This window comes from Streptomyces sp. NBC_01410 (assembly GCF_045040195.1).
Classification (GTDB): domain Bacteria; phylum Actinomycetota; class Actinomycetes; order Streptomycetales; family Streptomycetaceae; genus Streptomyces.
Genome location: NZ_CP109530.1, coordinates 5,455,887 through 5,473,072, shown reverse-complemented (window position 1 = coordinate 5,473,072; position 17,186 = coordinate 5,455,887). Strand labels below are relative to the sequence as shown.

General features: G+C 69.0%; 15 protein-coding genes. 10 read left to right on the top strand and 5 right to left on the bottom strand.

The genetic code is table 11. From position 1 onward, the window contains the following. Nucleotides 1-74: 74 nt before the first annotated feature. A complete protein-coding gene (locus tag OG741_RS25315; protein ID WP_405601516.1) occupies nt 75-365 on the top strand; it encodes a hypothetical protein in 291 nt (96 codons plus the stop codon). A gap of 152 nt (nt 366-517) precedes the next feature. Here the strand turns inward: OG741_RS25315 and OG741_RS25310 are convergent, their stop codons facing one another. Then, the gene (locus tag OG741_RS25310) at nt 518-757 is read right to left on the bottom strand and encodes a chaplin (RefSeq protein ID WP_405601513.1); all 240 of its coding nucleotides are present in this window, start codon (nt 755-757) and stop codon (nt 518-520) included. A 233-nt stretch (nt 758-990) separates the two neighbouring features. Here OG741_RS25310 and OG741_RS25305 point away from each other — a divergent pair, with 233 nt between their 5' ends. Next, complete coding sequence (locus OG741_RS25305) at nt 991-1,401, top strand: rodlin (protein ID WP_266486955.1); 411 nt, start codon at nt 991-993, stop codon at nt 1,399-1,401. A gap of 103 nt (nt 1,402-1,504) precedes the next feature. On the opposite strand, the gene OG741_RS25300 is transcribed toward OG741_RS25305, so the two are convergent. Further along, complete coding sequence (locus OG741_RS25300) at nt 1,505-2,140, bottom strand: vitamin K epoxide reductase family protein (protein ID WP_405605768.1); 636 nt, start codon at nt 2,138-2,140, stop codon at nt 1,505-1,507. 424 nt (nt 2,141-2,564) lie between these two features. On the opposite strand from OG741_RS25300, the gene OG741_RS25295 reads away from it, so the two are divergent. The 4 genes from OG741_RS25295 (at nt 2,565) to hemC (ending at nt 5,530) form a co-directional block, all read left to right on the top strand. Then, the gene (locus OG741_RS25295) at nt 2,565-2,975 is read left to right on the top strand and encodes a rodlin (protein WP_266486953.1); all 411 of its coding nucleotides are present in this window, start codon (nt 2,565-2,567) and stop codon (nt 2,973-2,975) included. 322 nt (nt 2,976-3,297) lie between these two features. Next, nucleotides 3,298-3,531 (top strand): chaplin, encoded by a 234-nt coding sequence (locus tag OG741_RS25290; RefSeq protein ID WP_323136122.1) that lies wholly within the window; start codon nt 3,298-3,300, stop codon nt 3,529-3,531. Between the two features lie 241 nt (nt 3,532-3,772). After that, the gene (locus tag OG741_RS25285; RefSeq protein ID WP_405601510.1) at nt 3,773-4,423 is read left to right on the top strand and encodes a DUF4360 domain-containing protein; all 651 of its coding nucleotides are present in this window, start codon (nt 3,773-3,775) and stop codon (nt 4,421-4,423) included. Nucleotides 4,424-4,594: 171 nt separating this feature from the next. Further along, entirely contained in the window at nt 4,595-5,530 is a 936-nt protein-coding gene (hemC, locus tag OG741_RS25280) for a hydroxymethylbilane synthase (RefSeq protein ID WP_405601508.1), read from the top strand. A 250-nt stretch (nt 5,531-5,780) separates the two neighbouring features. Here the strand turns inward: hemC and OG741_RS25275 are convergent, their stop codons facing one another. Further along, complete coding sequence (locus OG741_RS25275; protein WP_405601506.1) at nt 5,781-6,089, bottom strand: transcriptional regulator; 309 nt, start codon at nt 6,087-6,089, stop codon at nt 5,781-5,783. Nucleotides 6,090-6,555: 466 nt separating this feature from the next. Here OG741_RS25275 and OG741_RS25270 point away from each other — a divergent pair, with 466 nt between their 5' ends. After that, complete coding sequence (locus OG741_RS25270; RefSeq protein WP_405601504.1) at nt 6,556-7,767, top strand: pyridoxal phosphate-dependent aminotransferase; 1,212 nt, start codon at nt 6,556-6,558, stop codon at nt 7,765-7,767. A 90-nt stretch (nt 7,768-7,857) separates the two neighbouring features. Next, nucleotides 7,858-8,241: a hypothetical protein gene (locus tag OG741_RS25265; protein ID WP_405601502.1), complete on the top strand. Its 384-nt coding sequence runs from the start codon at nt 7,858-7,860 to the stop codon at nt 8,239-8,241. A gap of 341 nt (nt 8,242-8,582) precedes the next feature. Here OG741_RS25265 and OG741_RS25260 read toward each other — a convergent pair whose 3' ends face one another. Then, nucleotides 8,583-10,406 carry a phosphoenolpyruvate carboxykinase (GTP) gene (locus OG741_RS25260; RefSeq protein WP_405601499.1) on the bottom strand — a complete coding sequence of 608 codons (1,824 nt, stop codon included), beginning with the start codon at nt 10,404-10,406 and terminating at the stop codon, nt 8,583-8,585. A gap of 276 nt (nt 10,407-10,682) precedes the next feature. Between OG741_RS25260 and OG741_RS25255 the strand changes: the two genes are divergently transcribed. Next, nucleotides 10,683-11,360, top strand: a complete 678-nt coding sequence (locus tag OG741_RS25255; protein WP_405601497.1) for a hemolysin III family protein — start codon at nt 10,683-10,685, stop codon at nt 11,358-11,360. A gap of 263 nt (nt 11,361-11,623) precedes the next feature. Here the strand turns inward: OG741_RS25255 and OG741_RS25250 are convergent, their stop codons facing one another. Beyond that, the gene (locus OG741_RS25250) at nt 11,624-13,636 is read right to left on the bottom strand and encodes a thioredoxin domain-containing protein (RefSeq protein ID WP_405601494.1); all 2,013 of its coding nucleotides are present in this window, start codon (nt 13,634-13,636) and stop codon (nt 11,624-11,626) included. Between the two features lie 143 nt (nt 13,637-13,779). Here OG741_RS25250 and OG741_RS25245 point away from each other — a divergent pair, with 143 nt between their 5' ends. Then, complete coding sequence (locus OG741_RS25245; protein WP_405601493.1) at nt 13,780-17,022, top strand: tetratricopeptide repeat protein; 3,243 nt, start codon at nt 13,780-13,782, stop codon at nt 17,020-17,022. Nucleotides 17,023-17,186 lie beyond the last annotated feature (164 nt).

Below are 17,186 nucleotides of genomic sequence, written 5' to 3'. Positions count from 1 at the left end.
TTCTCCTCCGGACGGGACTCGTTACCCATGTCGACGACGGCGAGAAACGCCGTCGGAGAAAGGGATGCGAAGAGATGAAGTACTTGAGGGTTGCTGCGATCGTTGCCGGCTCCGTAGCGGCGATGGGGGCCGCGTCTCCCGCGATGGCCGCGACGACGCCGTCCATGCCTCCCATGAGCCTCAATGGTGGTCTTGCCCAGGCCCTCAGCCAGACGCCGCTGCTGGACGGAAGCGGGTCCGTGGTGAGCGATGTCGCCGACACCGCAGCGGGTGTGAACGGGGTCAAGGACGACGCCCCGCAGCAGGCCATGAAGACGACCGGTGAGCTCACTCCCATGCTGGGCGGCGTCGAACTGGGCGGCTGAACCGCCCGTCTGTGGCTGTGTGTTCAGGAGGGGGTGCGACCGTCGGCAGCCGCACCCCCTCCCGCCGTTCTCACTGTTTCCCGGCCGGGAACCGCACAAGGGTGGCGCCACCGGCTCGTACCGATGGCGCCACCCTTGTGCGTGGAGCGAGGTCAGCCGTTCGCGCAGAGGTTGCCGAAGGCCGGGTTCAGCAGGCCGATCGCGTCGACCGTGTTCCCGCAGACGGTGACCGGCACGTGCACCGGGACCTGGAGCGCGTTGCCCGACAGCACGCCCGGCGAACCCGAGGTGACACCCTCCGCACCGGCGTCGGCGAACGCGGCGCCGGCCGCGGAACCAGCGGCGAGACCTGCGGTGGCCAGGATCAGGGCGGCCTTCTTGGCAGTCTTCATGGGAAATAGCACCTTCTGTTCGATGTTCTGCCCAACATTAGGGCTCACTCAAATCGAAACGGATTACCCATAGAGATGACACGGCCGACACCAGCGATGCCCCTGTTCGGCCCAATATCCCTACGAGCACTCAACATGGGGCCAATGGAGTGAACCGGGAGAACCAATTCTCAAAGGTGCTAGTTGTCCAGGGAGCTCCACTGGCGGGCATCCACGAGACTTAAGGACAGAACATGCTCAAGAAGGTTATGGCGACCGCGGCAGTCACCCTCTCCGTGGCGGCCGCGGGCGCGGCGATGGCTCCGCAGGCTATGGCCATCGGGAACGACACCGGCACGACGTCGGAAAGCGGCACCAACTCCTCGCAGGTCTACGGCAACGCGGAGACCTGGGGGGACATGAGCCCGCAGATGGGCCTCGTCCAGGGCTCGCTCAACAAGCCCTGCGTCGGCCTTCCGGCCAAGGCCGACGTCGGCTCGCTCGTCGGCGTCGTCCCGGTCTCCGTGCAGGACATCCCGATCCTGTCGAGCCCGCAGACCCAGCAGTGCACCGAGAACTCGACCCAGGCCAAGGGCGACGAGTCGCTCTCCCACATCCTCGACGACATCTCGGCCCTGTCCGGCAACGGCTCCGCCGACAGCTGACACCCGCCCCTCGGGGCATGAGCCAGCAAGCAAGACCCCGGCACCTCTTGCAGGTTGCCGGGGTCTTCGCTGTCTGTACCGGTCCTGTCGGTACGGGTCCTGCTCAGCCGGTCCAGAAGTCCCACCAGCGGGTCAAGACGAGCATCCCGATGATGCCGATCCAGAGCACCGGCGGCAGCCAGTGGAACTCCAGCAGTCCCTTGCGCAGCCCCTCCGGCACCTTGATGATCCGGTGCTCGATGTTGTGCAGCGTGACGTAGCAGAACATCACGATGGTGGCGATCCAGGCCAGCGAGCACCACAGGCACAGCGCGTTGATCTCGTACAGCGACTGGTACTGCAGCCAGGTGCAAAAGCCCACCCCGAACAGACACCCGGCATTGAGACCCAGCCAGTACCAGCGCCGGTAACGCGCCCCCGCCAGCAGCCCCACACCGATCGCGATCACCATCGAGTACGCCACAAGCCCCAGCATCGGATTCGGGAACCCGAACGCCGACGCCTGCTCGCTCTTCATGATGTTCCCGCAGGACACCACCGGATTCAGACTGCACCCCGGCGTGAAACCCGGATCCTCCAGCAGCTTGAACTTGTCGATCGTGATCACCCACGACGCCAGCAGACCCGCCGCACCCGTGATCACCAGAAGCCAGGAGAAGGCACGACTGCCGCCGATCGCGTCCCCGTGAGTCCTTCGCCTTCTCCGCCGCCCGACGAACACCGGTCCGTCCTCTGTCATTGTCATGTAGTTTTCACCGCTTCGATTGCGTGCTGGACACCATCATTGTGCCCCAATTCGGTATTGCTCCGATCGCCGAGAATTCATTCGGCAAACGGGTGAATACGGGTCCGGACGGCTCTCCTGAGATGATGGAATGGCCGTGCAGACCGTGCATGGGATCTGCTCCGGTTGCAGGCCTCCAGCCGGCGACGCATTGCGTCGTGGGGCAGTCGTGTCTCCTGTTGGCATGGCGCAGCCGGGTGCCCGCGACGTTCTGCTCCCGTCGGCGGAGGGCCTTCTGACAGGCCCTCCGCCGATATTGCATTCCGGGCCGCATATCAAATCGTTGCGACATTCGGGTGAATGCGCGGAACCAAACCCGTCGGGCGCAGTTGATCAGTCTGCTCCACGATCGATCGATCAAAGCGAAAAGGGACGAAAAGTGATCAAGAAGATTCTGGCGACTGCGGCCGTCACCGCTTCGATGGTGGGCGTCGGTGCCTCGATGGCTCCTCAGGCCATGGCCATCGGCAACGACGGGGGCACCACGTCGACCAGCGGCGAAGGCGCCTCGCAGGAGTTCGGCAACTCCGTGACCAACGGCGACATGAGCCCGCAGATGGGCCTCGCCCAGGGCTCGCTCAACAAGCCCTGCGTCGGCCTGCCGGCCAAGGCCGATGTCGGCTCGCTCGTCGGCGTCGTCCCGATCTCCGCGCAGGACATCCCGATCCTGTCGAGCCCGCAGACCCAGCAGTGCACCGAGAACGCCACCCAGGCCAAGGGCGACGAGGCGCTGTCCCACATCCTCGACGACATCTCGGCCCTGTCCGGCAACGGCTCCACCGGCGTCTGACACTCGCTGCGACACGTGCACCCCCCGGGCATCGAGCGTTCGGGGGGTGCGCCTCTTTCAGGGCGTCAAATGTTCCGGTGAATGAGAAAATGACGCCTCGCGAAGCGGCAAGAGCCTTATCGCAAAGAAACTACTCGGCAGTTTAATAAACTGCCCGCGAGGCATCCGAGTGACTTCTCGAACTGGCGGCCATATTGAGGTTTCTTTGCGGGAATCCAATCGTTACCAGTCCATGCGGCGGGGCCCATGAACAGGAAACTGGCAGCGCAACGCGCGAAGGTCGCGCCTGCGTACGGGCACCACTGCTGAAAGGATCACACAGATGAAGCACAAGAAGGCTGCAGCCGTCGTGGCGGGCGTCATCATGGCCATGGGCGGCGCCGCCCCCGCCATGGCGGACGCGGGTGCGGAGGGCGCCGCCGTCGGTTCCCCCGGCGTCCTGTCCGGCAACGTGATTCAGGTTCCGATTCACGTTCCGCTGATCGCCTGCGGCAACACGGCCACGCTGATCGGCCTGCTCAACCCGGCCATGGCCAACACCTGCGCCATCGACTGACATTCAGCACCGAGCGGCCCCGAGGAGCGCGTGAGCTCACCTCGGGGCCGCCTTTGCGTGCGGCCGGCCGTGAGTGCGGCTGGCCGATTACGGCTCTAGCCAGCCGTTCCGCCGGTACCTACCATTCAGGTCGATCCGGCTCTTCGAGAAGCGCCAAGAAATGTTTGAAGAGTTGACATGGCCATGGTTAGCCATGGCCTGTTCCGGGATGAACCCCTCACATTTCCCCGATGGGAGAATCATGTCCCGTGCACTTTTCGCCGGCGGCGCGACAGCGGCAATTCTCGCTTCGCTGCTGGCCGTTCAGAACGCTTCCGCGGTCAGCCACACGCCCCCTGACAAAATCACGATCGACATCGCAACGGTCAATGGATCGGGCTGTCGCCCGGGGTCCGCCGCGGTGGCCGTCTCCGAGGACAACACCGCCTTCACCGTGACGTACAGCGAGTACCTCGCGAAAGTGGGCGTGGGCGCGAACCCGACCGACTTCCGCAAGAACTGCCAGCTCAACCTGGTCGTCCATGTCCCGCAGGGCTTCACGTACGCGGTGGCAAGCGCCGACTACCGGGGCTTCGCGAGCCTCCAGTCCGGCGCCACGGCAATGCAGAAAGCCTCGTACTACTTCCAGGGATCGCCAGATACGGCGGCCAGAAATCACCCCTTCAAGGGGCCACTCGACGACAACTGGCAGGCATCGGACTCCACGGAATGGGGTCAGTTGGTGTGGGCGCCGTGCGGAGTGAAGCGCAACTTCAACATCAACACCGAAGTGCGTGTGAACGCCGGGACTTCGGACCCCAAGAAAACGACCAGTTTCATGACGATGGACTCGACGGACGGTGACATCAACACCGTCTACCGGCTCGCCTGGAAGGATTGCGAGGAGTCCTGAGCAGGCTCTGTGCCCCGGCCGCTGTCTTTGCGGCGGCCGGGGCCGCGGGGGTCGCTCGGTGTCCCGGACGACTGGTGGCGTGCAATCCGGCGTGCAATCCCCTTGCAACAACACGGAGATGGGCGTCAGAACTGGGCGTAGGGGCGCGTGTGACGCTCTAGGGTGGATGCCATGTCCGCCCCTGAGCTGATCCGCATCGTCTCCCGTGACTCGCCGATGGCGCTCGCCCAAGTGGAGCGTGTACGGACCGAACTGGCCGCGCTCCACCCCCGCATCGTCACCGAGGTCGTCCCGGTCAAGACCACCGGGGACAAATGGATGGGCGATCTGGCTCTGGTCGAGGGGAAGGGTGCTTTCACCAAGGAGGTCGACGCCGCGCTGCTCGCCGGCGAGGCCGACCTCGCAGTGCATTGCGTCAAGGACGTCCCCGCCGACCGGCCGCTGCCCGCAGGCACGACGTTCGCCGCCTTCCTCAAGCGGGACGACATCCGCGACGCCCTCATTCACCCGGCGGGGCTCACGCTCGATCAGCTTCCGGCCGGGACCCGGATCGGTACCTCCTCCGTACGCCGCATCGCGCAACTCGCCGCGTCCCACCCGCAGCTCGAGTGCGTACCGATGCGCGGCAACGCCAACCGCCGCCTGGACAAACTCGCCGCGGGTGAAGCCGACGCGCTGCTCCTGGCGGTCTCCGGCCTGGAACGCATCGGTCGCACCGATGTCATCACCGAAACGCTGTCGACCGAGGTCATGTGCCCCCCGATCGGCGCGGGCGTCCTGGCTCTCCAGTGCCGCGAAGGCGACCAGGACCTGATCCACACGGTCAGCGGCCTCGGCGACCCGGACACCCACCGAGAAGTGACGGCGGAGCGCATGCTGCTCCACGTGCTGCAGGGCCACTGCAACAGCCCGATCGCCGGGTTCGCGACCGCTGAGGGCAGTGGCGACCTTTCGCTGCGGGCGTGCGTGTTCGCCCCAGACGGGAAGAGGGTCCTGAACGCCCACGAGTGGGCGGGGCCGCTCGACCCCGCAACCCTGGGAACCTCGGTCGCCGTTGCACTGCTCCGTCAAGGGGCACGGGAATTGATCGACTCCATCGCTCACTGACCGGCTCGCGCAGAGCGCCCTCTTGCAGGGTCTCGCCGAGCTCAAGACCGTCGCCGGGCATCGCCCAATGGACACCGACCTCTTCGTGGTCGTAGCGGAGAGGAAGACGGCAGCGCTGGGGTCGAGTACGGCAACTCGCGCCGCCTGACGGGGTGTTCGCATCCCGACGCAGTAGGGGTGTCGCTCGGGCCGCTCTGTCTCACCGGGCAGAGCCACGGCTCACGGCATCGATGGACGAGGGTCGCCTGAGTCAGGCAGCGTGGGCTTCGAACCACAGCGAACCGAGATCATGTCCGGCGGTCAGACGTACGTCTGCGTCCAGAGCCGCCGCCAGATGCCTGAGGAGCGCCACGGTCGGCGCGGTGCCACCCTCCTCGATGCACTCGATGTCGTCCTGCGTCATCCCTGCACGCAGGGATGACTCCTCCGTGCTCGGACCGAGCGCGATACGTCGGTCGTACAGTGCTTTCCCGAAGGCGATAGCCTCGCGGATGGCCAACCGCTCGGGATCATCGGTTGCCACGGCTGAAGGGACCCATCGGCTGTGCGGCACGGCCATCGTGGCTTCCCCTCACAGGTCGCAGTCACTGGCCCACGATGCTCGCCCTCGCAGACATGGTGCACAACTTCCGCCGTGTGGCTGGAGTTACGCGCACCCCGGTCAGTCGAAGGGGCACGCCTGGCTCCGTCGCCGCCTTTGGCGGGGAGCCGCCGACGGTCGAGCGCCGCAAGGGCGTCGTCGGTGTGCGGGGAGAGATCGCGGAAGTGATCGTCCGGGGCGGGCTCCGGCGACCGGGGCGGCGCGGGGCGGGAGCGGCGGCGTCGGGAAGGTGACGAGGGCAACACCGGCCCGTCCGCTTGCCGCTCTCGTATCGCAATCCGCAGGTGCAGGCACCGTGCCGGTGGCCCTTTCGAAGGGAAGCGGGCGCTCCCACCGGCCGATGCAACAAAGCGGACATTCGTGCCACGGCTCGGTGGCCGAAAACACCAAGCGATCAGCTTTACGCGCCCGTAAGCTCACGGGCATGCAGGTGATCCAGTCGACGAAGCTCGCAAACGTCTGTTACGAAATCCGGGGTCCGGTCCTCGAGGAGGCGATGCGGCTTGAGGCAGCGGGTCATCGCATCCTCAAGCTCAACACCGGCAACCCCGCAGCCTTCGGTTTCGAGTGCCCGCCCGAGATCCTTGAGGACATCCTCCGCAATCTCGGCGACGCGCACGGCTACGGCGACGCGAAGGGCCTGCTGTCCGCACGCCGCGCGGTGATGCAGCACTACCAGACCAAGGGCATCGAGCTCGACGTCGAGGACATCTACCTCGGCAACGGCGCCTCCGAGCTGATCCAGATGTCGATGCAGGCGCTGCTCGACGACGGCGACGAGGTGCTCGTACCGGCCCCGGACTATCCGCTGTGGACCGCGTGCGTGTCGCTCGCGGGCGGCACCGCCGTGCACTACCGCTGCGACGAGCAGGCCGACTGGATGCCCGATCTCGCGGACATCGAGCGGAAGATCACCGACCGCACCAAGGCGATCGTGATCATCAACCCGAACAACCCCACGGGCGCGGTGTACAGCGAGGAGATGCTCCGCGGCCTCACCGAGATCGCCCGCCGACACAACCTGATCGTCTGCTCCGACGAGATCTACGACAAGATCCTCTACGACGGCGCCACGCACACGCCGACCGCCGCGATCGCGCCGGACCTGATGGTCCTGACATTCAACGGGCTGTCGAAGAACTACCGGGTCGCAGGGTACCGCTCCGGGTGGATGGCCGTCTGCGGCCCGAAGGCGCATGCCGCCTCGTACATCGAGGGCCTGACCATCCTCGCCAATATGCGCCTGTGCGCGAACATGCCCTCGCAGCACGCGGTCGCCACCGCGCTGGGCGGCCGGCAGTCGATCGAGGACCTCGTCCTGCCGGGCGGGCGGATCCTGGAGCAGCGGGACGTCGCGTACGACCTGCTCACCCAGATCCCGGGCGTGACCTGCGTCAAGCCGAAGGGCGCGCTGTATCTGTTCCCGCGGCTCGACCCCAAGGTCTACAAGGTCAAGGACGACCGCCAGATGGTGCTCGACCTGCTGCGTGCCGAGAAGATCATGGTCGTGCACGGTACGGGCTTCAACTGGCCGGAGCCCGATCACTTCCGGATCGTGACGCTGCCCGCGGCGAAGGAGCTGGCGGACGCGGTGACGCGGATCGGGAACTTCCTGGACGGCTACAGCCAGCCCTGAGGTATCTCCCCCGATTGCCGGATCCAGCTCAACTTTAGACGGAATCCAAGCTAGGATGGTCTCCTGACGACCCACGCAGGAGGCCATCCCATGTACGAGCCGATCCGCACCAAGTCGGTCCATCGCATGCAGGCCGACGCGCAGGCCGACTACCCGCACCGCAGCCGCGGGGAAGAGCTGGACATCCAGCTCGCGGGCCACCTGTCCGCGCTCCTCGCCGTCACCGACGAACTGGGCCTCGACGAGGCCGCCGAGCGCATCGCCGAGCAGGTCGCCCGGCTGCGCGGCGCGCCGCCCGCCCGGCACGCCGGCCTCAGCGCCGCCGACACCGGCATCCTGCACCGCCGCGCCCACGACATCGCGGGCCGCGCCCTCGTCGTCGCGGCATCCCGCGCCGACACCGCCGCCGCGATCCTCGCCGCCGAGCGGATGGACGCGCACACCGCCGCCCTCGCACCGGCAGGCGCCCACTGACGGCCCCGGTCCGCGTGCCGAGGAGGCGCACGGACCGGGTGCCACCCCTGTCACCGCCACCTGCGTCACCGCGATCCACGCCACAAGTCCCGGCGCGGCGGCTGTGACCGCGTGCCGCTGACCTCTACCCACGGTCGCCGCAACCATCAATTGAGGAACCCGGACGGCGACCAGCCAGGTCCGCGAGAGCGGCGCCGGTTCAGGCGCAAAAAACGGGTCCGGCCCCCGGAGCCGTGAGGGGGCTCCGGGGGCCGGGGACGCGGCGGGCCGTTCGACCCCACAGGTCAGGGCGGATGTCAGGCAGGCCCGCCGCGACGTTTCCTCAGGTGGACGGCGAGCGCTCAGCCGAGACGCGAGACCAGCGCGCGGTACTCGTCCCACAGCTCCTTCGGCGCGTGGTCACCGAAGGTGTTGAGGTGCTCGGGGATCAGCGCCGCCTCCTCGCGCCAGACGTCCTTGTCGACCTTGAGCAGGAAGTCCAGGTCCGCCTCGGGCAGATCGAGGCCGTCCGTGTCGAGCGCCTCACGCGTCGGCAGGATGCCGATCGGCGTCTCGACGCCCTCGGCCTTGCCCGCCAGGCGCTCCACGATCCACTTCAGGACGCGGCCGTTCTCGCCGAAGCCGGGCCAGACGAACTTGCCCTCGTCGTTCTTGCGGAACCAGTTCACGTAGTAGATCTTCGGCAGCTTGGACGCGTCCGCGTTCTTGCCGACCTTGAGCCAGTGGCCCATGTAGTCGCCCATGTTGTAGCCGCAGAACGGCAGCATCGCGAACGGGTCGCGGCGCAGCTCGCCGACCTTGCCCTCGGCGGCGGCGGTCTTCTCGGAGGCGACGTTCGCGCCGAGGAAGACACCGTGCTGCCAGTCGAAGGACTCGGTCACCAGCGGGACGGCGCTGGCGCGGCGGCCGCCGAAGAGGATCGCCGAGATCGGCACACCCTTCGGGTCCTCCCACTCCGGCGCGATGATCGGGCACTGCCCGGCCGGGACGGTGAAGCGGGCGTTGGGGTGGGCGGCCGGGGTCTCGGACTCGGGCGTCCAGTCGTTGCCCTTCCAGTCGGTCAGGTGCGCGGGCAGCTCTTCGGTCATGCCCTCCCACCACACGTCGCCGTCGTCGGTCAGAGCGACGTTGGTGAAGACGGAGTTGCCCCACATGGTCTTCATGGCGTTGGCGTTGGTGTGCTCACCGGTGCCGGGCGCGACGCCGAAGAAGCCCGCCTCGGGGTTGATCGCGTACAGCCGGCCGTCCTCGCCGAAGCGCATCCAGGCGATGTCGTCGCCGATGGTCTCCACGGTCCAGCCGGAGATCGTAGGCTCCAGCATGGCGAGGTTGGTCTTGCCGCAGGCGCTCGGGAAGGCCGCGGTGACGTACTTGGGCTCGCCCTGCGGCGGGGTGAGCTTGAGGATCAGCATGTGCTCGGCGAGCCAGCCCTCGTCGCGCGCCATGACGGAGGCGATGCGCAGCGCGTAGCACTTCTTGCCGAGCAGGGCGTTGCCGCCGTAGCCCGAGCCGTACGACCAGATCTCGCGGGTCTCGGGGAAGTGCGAGATGTACTTGGTGGAGTTGCAGGGCCAGGGGACGTCCTGCTCGCCCTCGGCGAGGGGCGCGCCCAGCGTGTGCACGGCCTTGACGAAGAAGCCGTCGGAGCCGAGCTCGTCGAGGACGGGCTGTCCCATGCGGGTCATCGTGCGCATGGAGACGGCGACGTACGCGGAGTCGGTGATCTCGACGCCTATCGCGGAGAGGTCGGAGCCGAGCGGGCCCATGCAGAACGGCACGACATACATCGTCCGGCCGCGCATCGAGCCGCGGAAGATGCCCTTCTCACCGGCGAAGATCTCCTTCATCTCCGCGGGAGCCTTCCAGTGGTTCGTCGGGCCCGCGTCCTGCTCGTTTTCGGAGCAGATGAAGGTGCGGTCCTCGACGCGCGCGACGTCGGTCGGGTCGGACGCGGCGTAGTAGGAGTTCGGGCGCTTGATCGGGTCCAGCTTCTTGAAGGTGCCCTTGGCAACGAGCTCCTCGCACAGGCGCTCGTACTCGGCCTCGGATCCGTCACACCAGACGACGCTGTCCGGCTGCGTGATTGCTGCGATCTCGTCGACCCAGGAGATGAGCTCCTGGTGGTTGCTGGGGACGGTGCTGGGAGCCGCGATGTCGCGCGCCACGATCGCTCCTAAGTGAGGGATATGAAGGTTGATGCCCCGTGGGGGCTGCGACCCGGATGCTTCGGTCCCTTGCTCTTCTGGCGCTCATCCGGTGCCGACCGCACTCATCTGATCATCGGTGCCCTGTGCGCATATGTCCAGAGGACCTCTCACGTGAGCATCGCCACTCGCAATCCCGCCGCCCCCGCCGAGCGTTTACGCCATAGCGGTGTGAGGCTTGTAACGAGGCCCGCAGACAGCCTCGTTACCTACGGTTGCGTAGGTAACATCCACGCCATGACCTCTGCCGTGCCGGAAGCGACCGACATAGAGCCCACACCGCACAAACCGCGGCTGCGCGGCTGGCTGCACGCCGGGATGTTTCCCGCCGTCCTGGTCGCCGGGCTCGTGCTCACGGCGCTGGCCGATACCGCCAAGGCCCGGGTCGCCTGCGCGATCTACGTCTTCACCGCGTGCCTGCTCTTCGGGGTGAGCGCGCTCTACCACCGCGGCAACTGGGGCCCGCGCGGCGAGGCCGTACTGCGCCGCCTCGACCACGCCAATATCTTTCTGATCATCGCGGGCACGTACACGCCCCTGACGATGCTCCTTCTTCCCGCTTCCACCGGCCGGACGCTGCTGTGGGCGGTCTGGGCGGCGGCCGTGGCGGGCATCGCCTTCCGGGTCTTCTGGGTGGGCGCCCCGCGCTGGCTCTACACCCCCTGCTACATCGCGATGGGCTGGGCGGCCGTCTTCTTCCTGCCCGACTTCATGCGCACCGGCGGGATCGCGGTGCTCGTCCTGGTGATCGTCGGCGGGCTGCTCTACAGCGCGGGCGGCGTGATCTACGGAATGAAGCGGCCGAACCCCTCCCCCCGGTGGTTCGGCTTCCACGAGGTCTTCCACTCCCTCACGCTCGCGGCGTTCGTCGTGCACTACGTGGGGATCTCACTGGTGGCCTACCAGCACTCCTGACGCGCTCGGCATCTCCTTCACCGAACGGCCCGTGGCACCCGCCACGGGCCGTTCGGCGTTTCCGCACCCAGCGCGGGGTTGTCCCCCACCCCGCCCCTTCCCGTAACTGGGGGCAAGCCCCCAGACCCCCGACGGGGCTTCGCCCCAGACCCCGAATGCGACCTTCGGCCGCATGTCCTCAAACGCCGGACGGGCTGGATATGCGGCCCCCAGCCGCACAACGGATCGTCCCGCCTGTTCACCCGCAACCGGTCGGTCCGGCCTCAGCGGCCGCCGAGCTGCCCGGCGAGCTCAGCCGGGTCCGTCGTGGGCATCCGGCACGCGAAATTCCGGCAGACGTACGCCGCCGGGCCGCCGTCCACCAGCTGGCGCTCCCGCAGCAACGCGAACTCCTCGCTGTCCGGTTCGCCCACCGCGACCACCGCGCCGGGAGCCTGCGCCAGCAGCGCCGTACGGTGCAACTCCCGCGTCGCCGCCTCGCCTTGGGGCCCGACCACGGCCACCTCGCGCGGCCCGTCGAGCAGCGCCTCCGCGACCGCCAGCCCCCAGCCGATGAAGCGCGGCGCCCGCGGGCCGAGCGCCTTCACCACGCCCAACGCGCCTTCCGCGGCCGTGCGATGGGCCTCCGAGCCGGTGTGCGCCGCATACGAAAGCAGGGCACCGGCCGCCGCCGTCCAGCCCGACGGGGTCGCGTTGTCAGTCGGGTCCTGTGGACGGCGGATCAACGGCTCGGCGTCATGGGCCGTGTCGTACAACGCCCCGCCCTCCGCCACGAACTGGTCGATGACGATGTCCAGCAGGAAGCCCGCGAACTCCAGCCACACACCCTCGCCGGTCACACCCGCGAGCGCCAGGAAGCCCTCGGCGACATCCGCGTAGTCCTCAAGCACCCCGGCGTGCGCGCCGGGCCGGCCGTCCTTGGACGTACGGGCGAGGCGCGCGCCGTTGTCCATGTGCAGCCGCACCAGCAGATCGGCGGCCTCCGTGGCCCGCTCGACGAGATCCGGACGCTCGAAATACGCACCCACCTCGGCAAGCGCGGCGATCGCCAGACCGTTCCACGCGGCGACCACCTTGTCGTCCCGCCCCGGACGCGCCCGCAGCGCCCGCGCGGCGAGCAGCCGCTCCTTGACCGACGGATCCGCCTCGCCGTCGGGGAGTTGCAGGACGGAGGCGCCCTCCTCGAAGGTCCCCTCCTCCGTCACCCCGAACAGCTCGACGGCCCGGTGCCCGTCCTTCTCGCCCAGCACCTCACGCAACTGCTGAGGCGTCCACACGTAGAACGCGCCCTCGACATGCCTGCCCGTGCCGTCATCGCTGTCCGCATCCAGCGCCGAGGCGAACCCGCCCTCGGCCGTACGCAGCTCCCGCACCATGAAGTCCGCCGTCTCCAGCGCCACCCGCCGGGCCAGCTCCGAACCGGTCGCCCGCCACACATGCGCGTACACCCGGCACAGCAGGGCGTTGTCGTAGAGCATCTTCTCGAAGTGCGGCACCACCCACTCGCGGTCCACCGAATACCGCGCGAAACCGCCGCCGAGCTGGTCATAGATCCCCCCGCGGGCCATCGACGCACAGGTCTCGACGGCCATCTGCAGCGCCCCGTCGGACCCGGTCCGGGCGTAGTGGCGCAGCAGGAACTCCACGGCCATCGACGACGGGAACTTGGGCGCGCCGCCGAAGCCGCCGCTCCGCTCGTCGTACTCGCGGGTAAGCCCGAGCAGCGCCTGCGCCAGCTCCTCCTCGCCGGGCACACCCTCGCCGCCGTACGCGAGCGAACGCCCGGCCAGATCCCGGACGATCTTCCCGGCGACCTCACCGACCTCGTCGCGCCGTTCGGCCCAAGCGGCGGCAACGCCTTCGAGGATCTGCCGGAAGGAGGCCATACCGTGCCGGGGCTCGGGCGGGAAGTACGTACCGAAGTAGAAGGGCTCACCGTCCGCGGTGAGGAAGACGGTCATGGGCCAGCCGCCCTGCCCGGTGGCGGCCTGCACGGCCTCCATGTAGACGGCGTCGACGTCGGGGCGCTCCTCGCGGTCGACCTTGACCGGGACGAAGTGCTCGTTCACATACGCCGCGGTCTCGTCGTCCTCGAAGGACTCGTGAGCCATGACATGACACCAGTGGCAGCTCGAGTAGCCGACGCTCAGCAGCACCGGCACCCCGCGCTTGCGCGCCTCCTCGAAGGCCTCGCCCGACCACGGCCACCAGTCGACCGGGTTGTCGGCGTGTTGCAGGAGGTAGGGGGAAGTCTCATGGGCGAGGCGGTTCGGCATGTACTCATCCTCTCTCAGGTGAGGATGATCGTCAGAGTCTCTCGCGCTGACGCGCCGTACGCAGGACACTTGTCGCCGGAACGGAACCGGAACCCGAGACGGGCCGGAACCGGAACGAACCGGAGCTTCGGAGGGGGACGCACATGCGGGACAGCCATCGGGCGGAAGCCGAGCGGCTGTTGGTACGCGCCGTCGAGGAAGAGGTACGGCGTTCGGGAGGGCGGGCGGACTCCGCCGTGCTGCTGGCACGCGCGCGGGCCGCCCTGGACGGCATGGCGGCGAACGCGGACGAGGAGTACGCCGCCTACGAGCAGGCGCTGGCCGAGGCGGAGGCCGGGCAGCAGCCGCTGGCCGAGCGGTTCAGTCGGCGTAATGTGTCGACTCCCTTGCTGGTGACAGCCGTTGCGGCGATCGCGGCGATCGGCGCGGATGTCGCGCTGGGCACGGCCACGGGTACCGCTCTCGGGGCCGGGGCTGTTGTCGCCGTCGCCGGGGCGGCGACGACCGTCGCCAAGGTGACCGCCTCGCACTGGCCGGCCGCGCACCGCAGGGCCGGGGCGCTCGGGCAGCCGGGCGGGGCCGAGCAGCTGCGGCTTCAGTGGCTGACGGCGCTGGAGGTACGGGGCATCCGCCCGTTCCTGGACCAGCAGCGGATGCTGGCCTCCTCCACGCGTACCGCGACGAAGAAGCCCGCCGTGGCGCCCCAGCTGCGCGGCGCGGACCGCAGCGCGGCCGCGCGCAGGCGGTCCGTGCTGGAGCAGTCCTTCGGGCATCTGCCGGAGCTCGGTGGGGGTACCTCCCAGGCCGGAGGCTCTGGGGGAGGGCCGTTCGCCGGCCGCCGGGAGGCCATGACGCAGATCGCGCAGTGGGTGCACGCGGCCCGCGCCTCCACGGAGACGAAGCCGACGGTCGTGGTGCTGTACGGCGATGCGGGTTCGGGGCGTACGACTCTGGCCGTGCGGGCCGCGCACCATCTCAAGGACCAGTTCCGGGGCGCCTGCGTCGTCGATCTGCGGGGCGACAGCGCCGATCCGCTGTCCACGCGCGACGCGCTGCTGCATCTGTTGAACCGGCTGGGCGCGCCGCGCGAGCAGTTGCTGTTCCGTGAGCGGTCCTCGGCGGAGCAGCAGGTGCGGCGGCTGAGCGAGTTGTACCACCAGCATCTGACGGGCCTGCCGGTGACGGTGGTGCTGGACGACGCGAGCGATGCGGCGCAGGTGCGCACGCTGGTGCCGGAGCGTTCGGACAGTCTGGTGCTGGTGACCGCGCGCAGGCCGCTCGACCTGGCGGACGACATTCCGGCGTGGGTGCACCAGCTACCAGTCGATGCGCTGGATCCTGCGGGCGCCGAGGAACTGCTGCGGGCGTCGGCCGAGGAGCCTTCCTCCGGTCCGTACGACGCTCAATCGGCGGACAAAGTACGGGAGTTGTGCGGCGGGCTGCCGCTGGCGCTGCGTATCGCGGGCTCCTCGCTCGGCCCCCGGACCGCGCATCAGCTCGCGGCGGACCTGGGCGCCTACGGCCCCGTGGATCCGGTCGAGCGTGCGCTGTGGCTGCGCTACACCGATCAGTCCGAGCAGGCGCGGCGGCTGCTGCGCCGGCTCGCGCTGGCCGGACGGGCCTCGCTGGGCGCGGCAGCGGCGGCCGCGCTGCTGGCCACGGACGAGCAGGAGGCGCAGCGGCTGCTGTCGGACCTGGCGAGGACGGGCCTGATCGACCATGTGCGGGCCAGCCGGTACCGGCTGCACGATGCCGTACGGTCCTTCGCCCAGGCCCGGCTTCTCGACGAGGAGGAGGCCAAGGAGCGGGCGGCCGCGCAGGAGCGGCTGATCCAGAACTACGCGGACCTGGCCGGGGCCGTGATCCGCATGGTGGACGGCAAGATGTCCACGCGGGCGGGCCAGTTCGGGGCGCACGGCTTCGCCTCGCTGGACGCGGCGCTGCGCTGGCTGGACGACGAGTCGAGCTTCATCACCTCGGCGCTGCGGCACGCGGAGGGCGTGAACCAGCAGACGGTGCTGGGTCTGCTGGGCGCGCTGTGCGACTACTGCCTGCTGCGCGGCGACCTGTACCGCCTCGGCGAGATCAGTGAGCTGTCGCAGGCGGTGGACCAGGGGCTGCTGGAGCGCTCCGTACGCTGGCGCACCGGCATCGCGGCCCGCCAGCTCGGCGAGCTCGACAAGGCCCGTACGACCCTCTCGTCCGTCGTCGGCCTCTACCGGGAGGCGCAGAACGACTCGGGTACGGCCCTCGCGCTCTGCTCGCTCGGCATCACCCTGCACCACCAGGGCAATCTCACCGAGGCCGCGGCGAAGCTGCACGAGGCGATCGAGCTGCAGTCGTCCGACGAGCAGGCCGAGGACCGGGCGTGGTCGCTGCACGCGCTGGCCGCGGTCGAGCGCGATCGGGCCAATCTCGCGGAGGCGCTGACCCTGCTGGCGACGGCGCTGACCCTGCACCGGGAGGGCGAGTCGCTCCACGGCGAGGCCTGGACGCATTTCCAGCTGGGACAGGTGTGCCTGCGCATGGGCGACGTCCCGCGCGCCGAGTCGGAGCTGCGTACGGCGCTGGATCTGTACGGCCGCACCCGTGACGGCCGCGGTGAGGCGTGGGCGCTGACCCAGCTGGCCAGGGCGCGTCTGGTGGACGGCGACCCGGCCCCCGCGGTGGATCAGCTGCGTCAGGCGCTCTCGCGACACCGGGACAACGAGGACGCGCGGGGTGAGGCGTGGACGCTGTACTACCTCGGCCAGGCGCTGGAGGAGGGCGGCGACCGCGACCAGGCGGTACGGGAGCTGGAGCGCGCCCGGACGATGTTCTCGCGGATGCGTGACGTCTACGGTCTGGCCTGCGCCCGCCACCACTCGGGCCGCGTCACCCGCGACCAGCGCGCGGCCCAGACCGGCAACCTCCGCAACTCCGGCTTCGCCCGCCAGCTCCTGGTGGACGCCCGCGCCGACTTCCACCGCATCGGGGTGGCCCACGGCGAGGCGTGGACCTGCCTGGAGCTGGCTCTGATCGACGCGGGAAACAACCGCGTGGCGCAGGCGCTGGCGCTGTGCGACGAGGCGACGGAGCTGTTCGCCTCGTACCAGGACGACCGCGGCTCGGACTGGGCACGCTTCCTGCGCTGCACGCTGCTGCCGTTCGCGTCGCCGGGCGGCATAGAGGTCGGCTCGGTGGTGGCCCAGGAGGAGCTGGCTCAGCTGATGGGTACGTCGCACTCGTCGCGCGACGGCAAGCTGGAGGACTGCGCGGAGGCGCTCGCGGTGATGCTGGAGCGCGGCGTCCACCTGGAGGACGGCTGGCAGGCCTGGCACCTGGGAATGGTCCCGAACCGCCACGCGCGCGAGGTGATGGGCGTCCCGGTCACGGCGCCGACGTAGCCCCCGGGGGCTCCGCCCCCGGACCCCCGCGCCTCAATCTCCCCCAGACTTCGTCCGGGGGGGACCCCCACGGGGCTGATTTTCCGCTGGTCGGCCAGAACATTCTGGCCGACGGGCGGAATCCAGCCCGTCCGGCGTTTGAGGACATGCGGCCGCAGGTCGCA

What these genes read in the sequence shown, in the direction of transcription:
- OG741_RS25275 (WP_405601506.1), bottom strand. Translation starts at nt 6,089, where the DNA reads ATGGCCGTGCCGCACAGCCGATGGGTCCCTTCAGCCGTGGCAACCGAT.
- OG741_RS25265 (WP_405601502.1), top strand. Translation starts at nt 7,858, where the DNA reads ATGTACGAGCCGATCCGCACCAAGTCGGTCCATCGCATGCAGGCCGAC.
- OG741_RS25285 (WP_405601510.1), top strand. Translation starts at nt 3,773, where the DNA reads ATGTCCCGTGCACTTTTCGCCGGCGGCGCGACAGCGGCAATTCTCGCT.
- OG741_RS25270 (WP_405601504.1), top strand. Translation starts at nt 6,556, where the DNA reads ATGCAGGTGATCCAGTCGACGAAGCTCGCAAACGTCTGTTACGAAATC.
- OG741_RS25310 (WP_405601513.1), bottom strand. Translation starts at nt 757, where the DNA reads ATGAAGACTGCCAAGAAGGCCGCCCTGATCCTGGCCACCGCAGGTCTC.
- OG741_RS25250 (WP_405601494.1), bottom strand. Translation starts at nt 13,636, where the DNA reads ATGCCGAACCGCCTCGCCCATGAGACTTCCCCCTACCTCCTGCAACAC.
- OG741_RS25255 (WP_405601497.1), top strand. Translation starts at nt 10,683, where the DNA reads ATGACCTCTGCCGTGCCGGAAGCGACCGACATAGAGCCCACACCGCAC.
- hemC (WP_405601508.1), top strand. Translation starts at nt 4,595, where the DNA reads ATGTCCGCCCCTGAGCTGATCCGCATCGTCTCCCGTGACTCGCCGATG.
- OG741_RS25245 (WP_405601493.1), top strand. Translation starts at nt 13,780, where the DNA reads ATGCGGGACAGCCATCGGGCGGAAGCCGAGCGGCTGTTGGTACGCGCC.
- OG741_RS25305 (WP_266486955.1), top strand. Translation starts at nt 991, where the DNA reads ATGCTCAAGAAGGTTATGGCGACCGCGGCAGTCACCCTCTCCGTGGCG.
- OG741_RS25290 (WP_323136122.1), top strand. Translation starts at nt 3,298, where the DNA reads ATGAAGCACAAGAAGGCTGCAGCCGTCGTGGCGGGCGTCATCATGGCC.
- OG741_RS25315 (WP_405601516.1), top strand. Translation starts at nt 75, where the DNA reads ATGAAGTACTTGAGGGTTGCTGCGATCGTTGCCGGCTCCGTAGCGGCG.
- OG741_RS25300 (WP_405605768.1), bottom strand. Translation starts at nt 2,140, where the DNA reads ATGACAGAGGACGGACCGGTGTTCGTCGGGCGGCGGAGAAGGCGAAGG.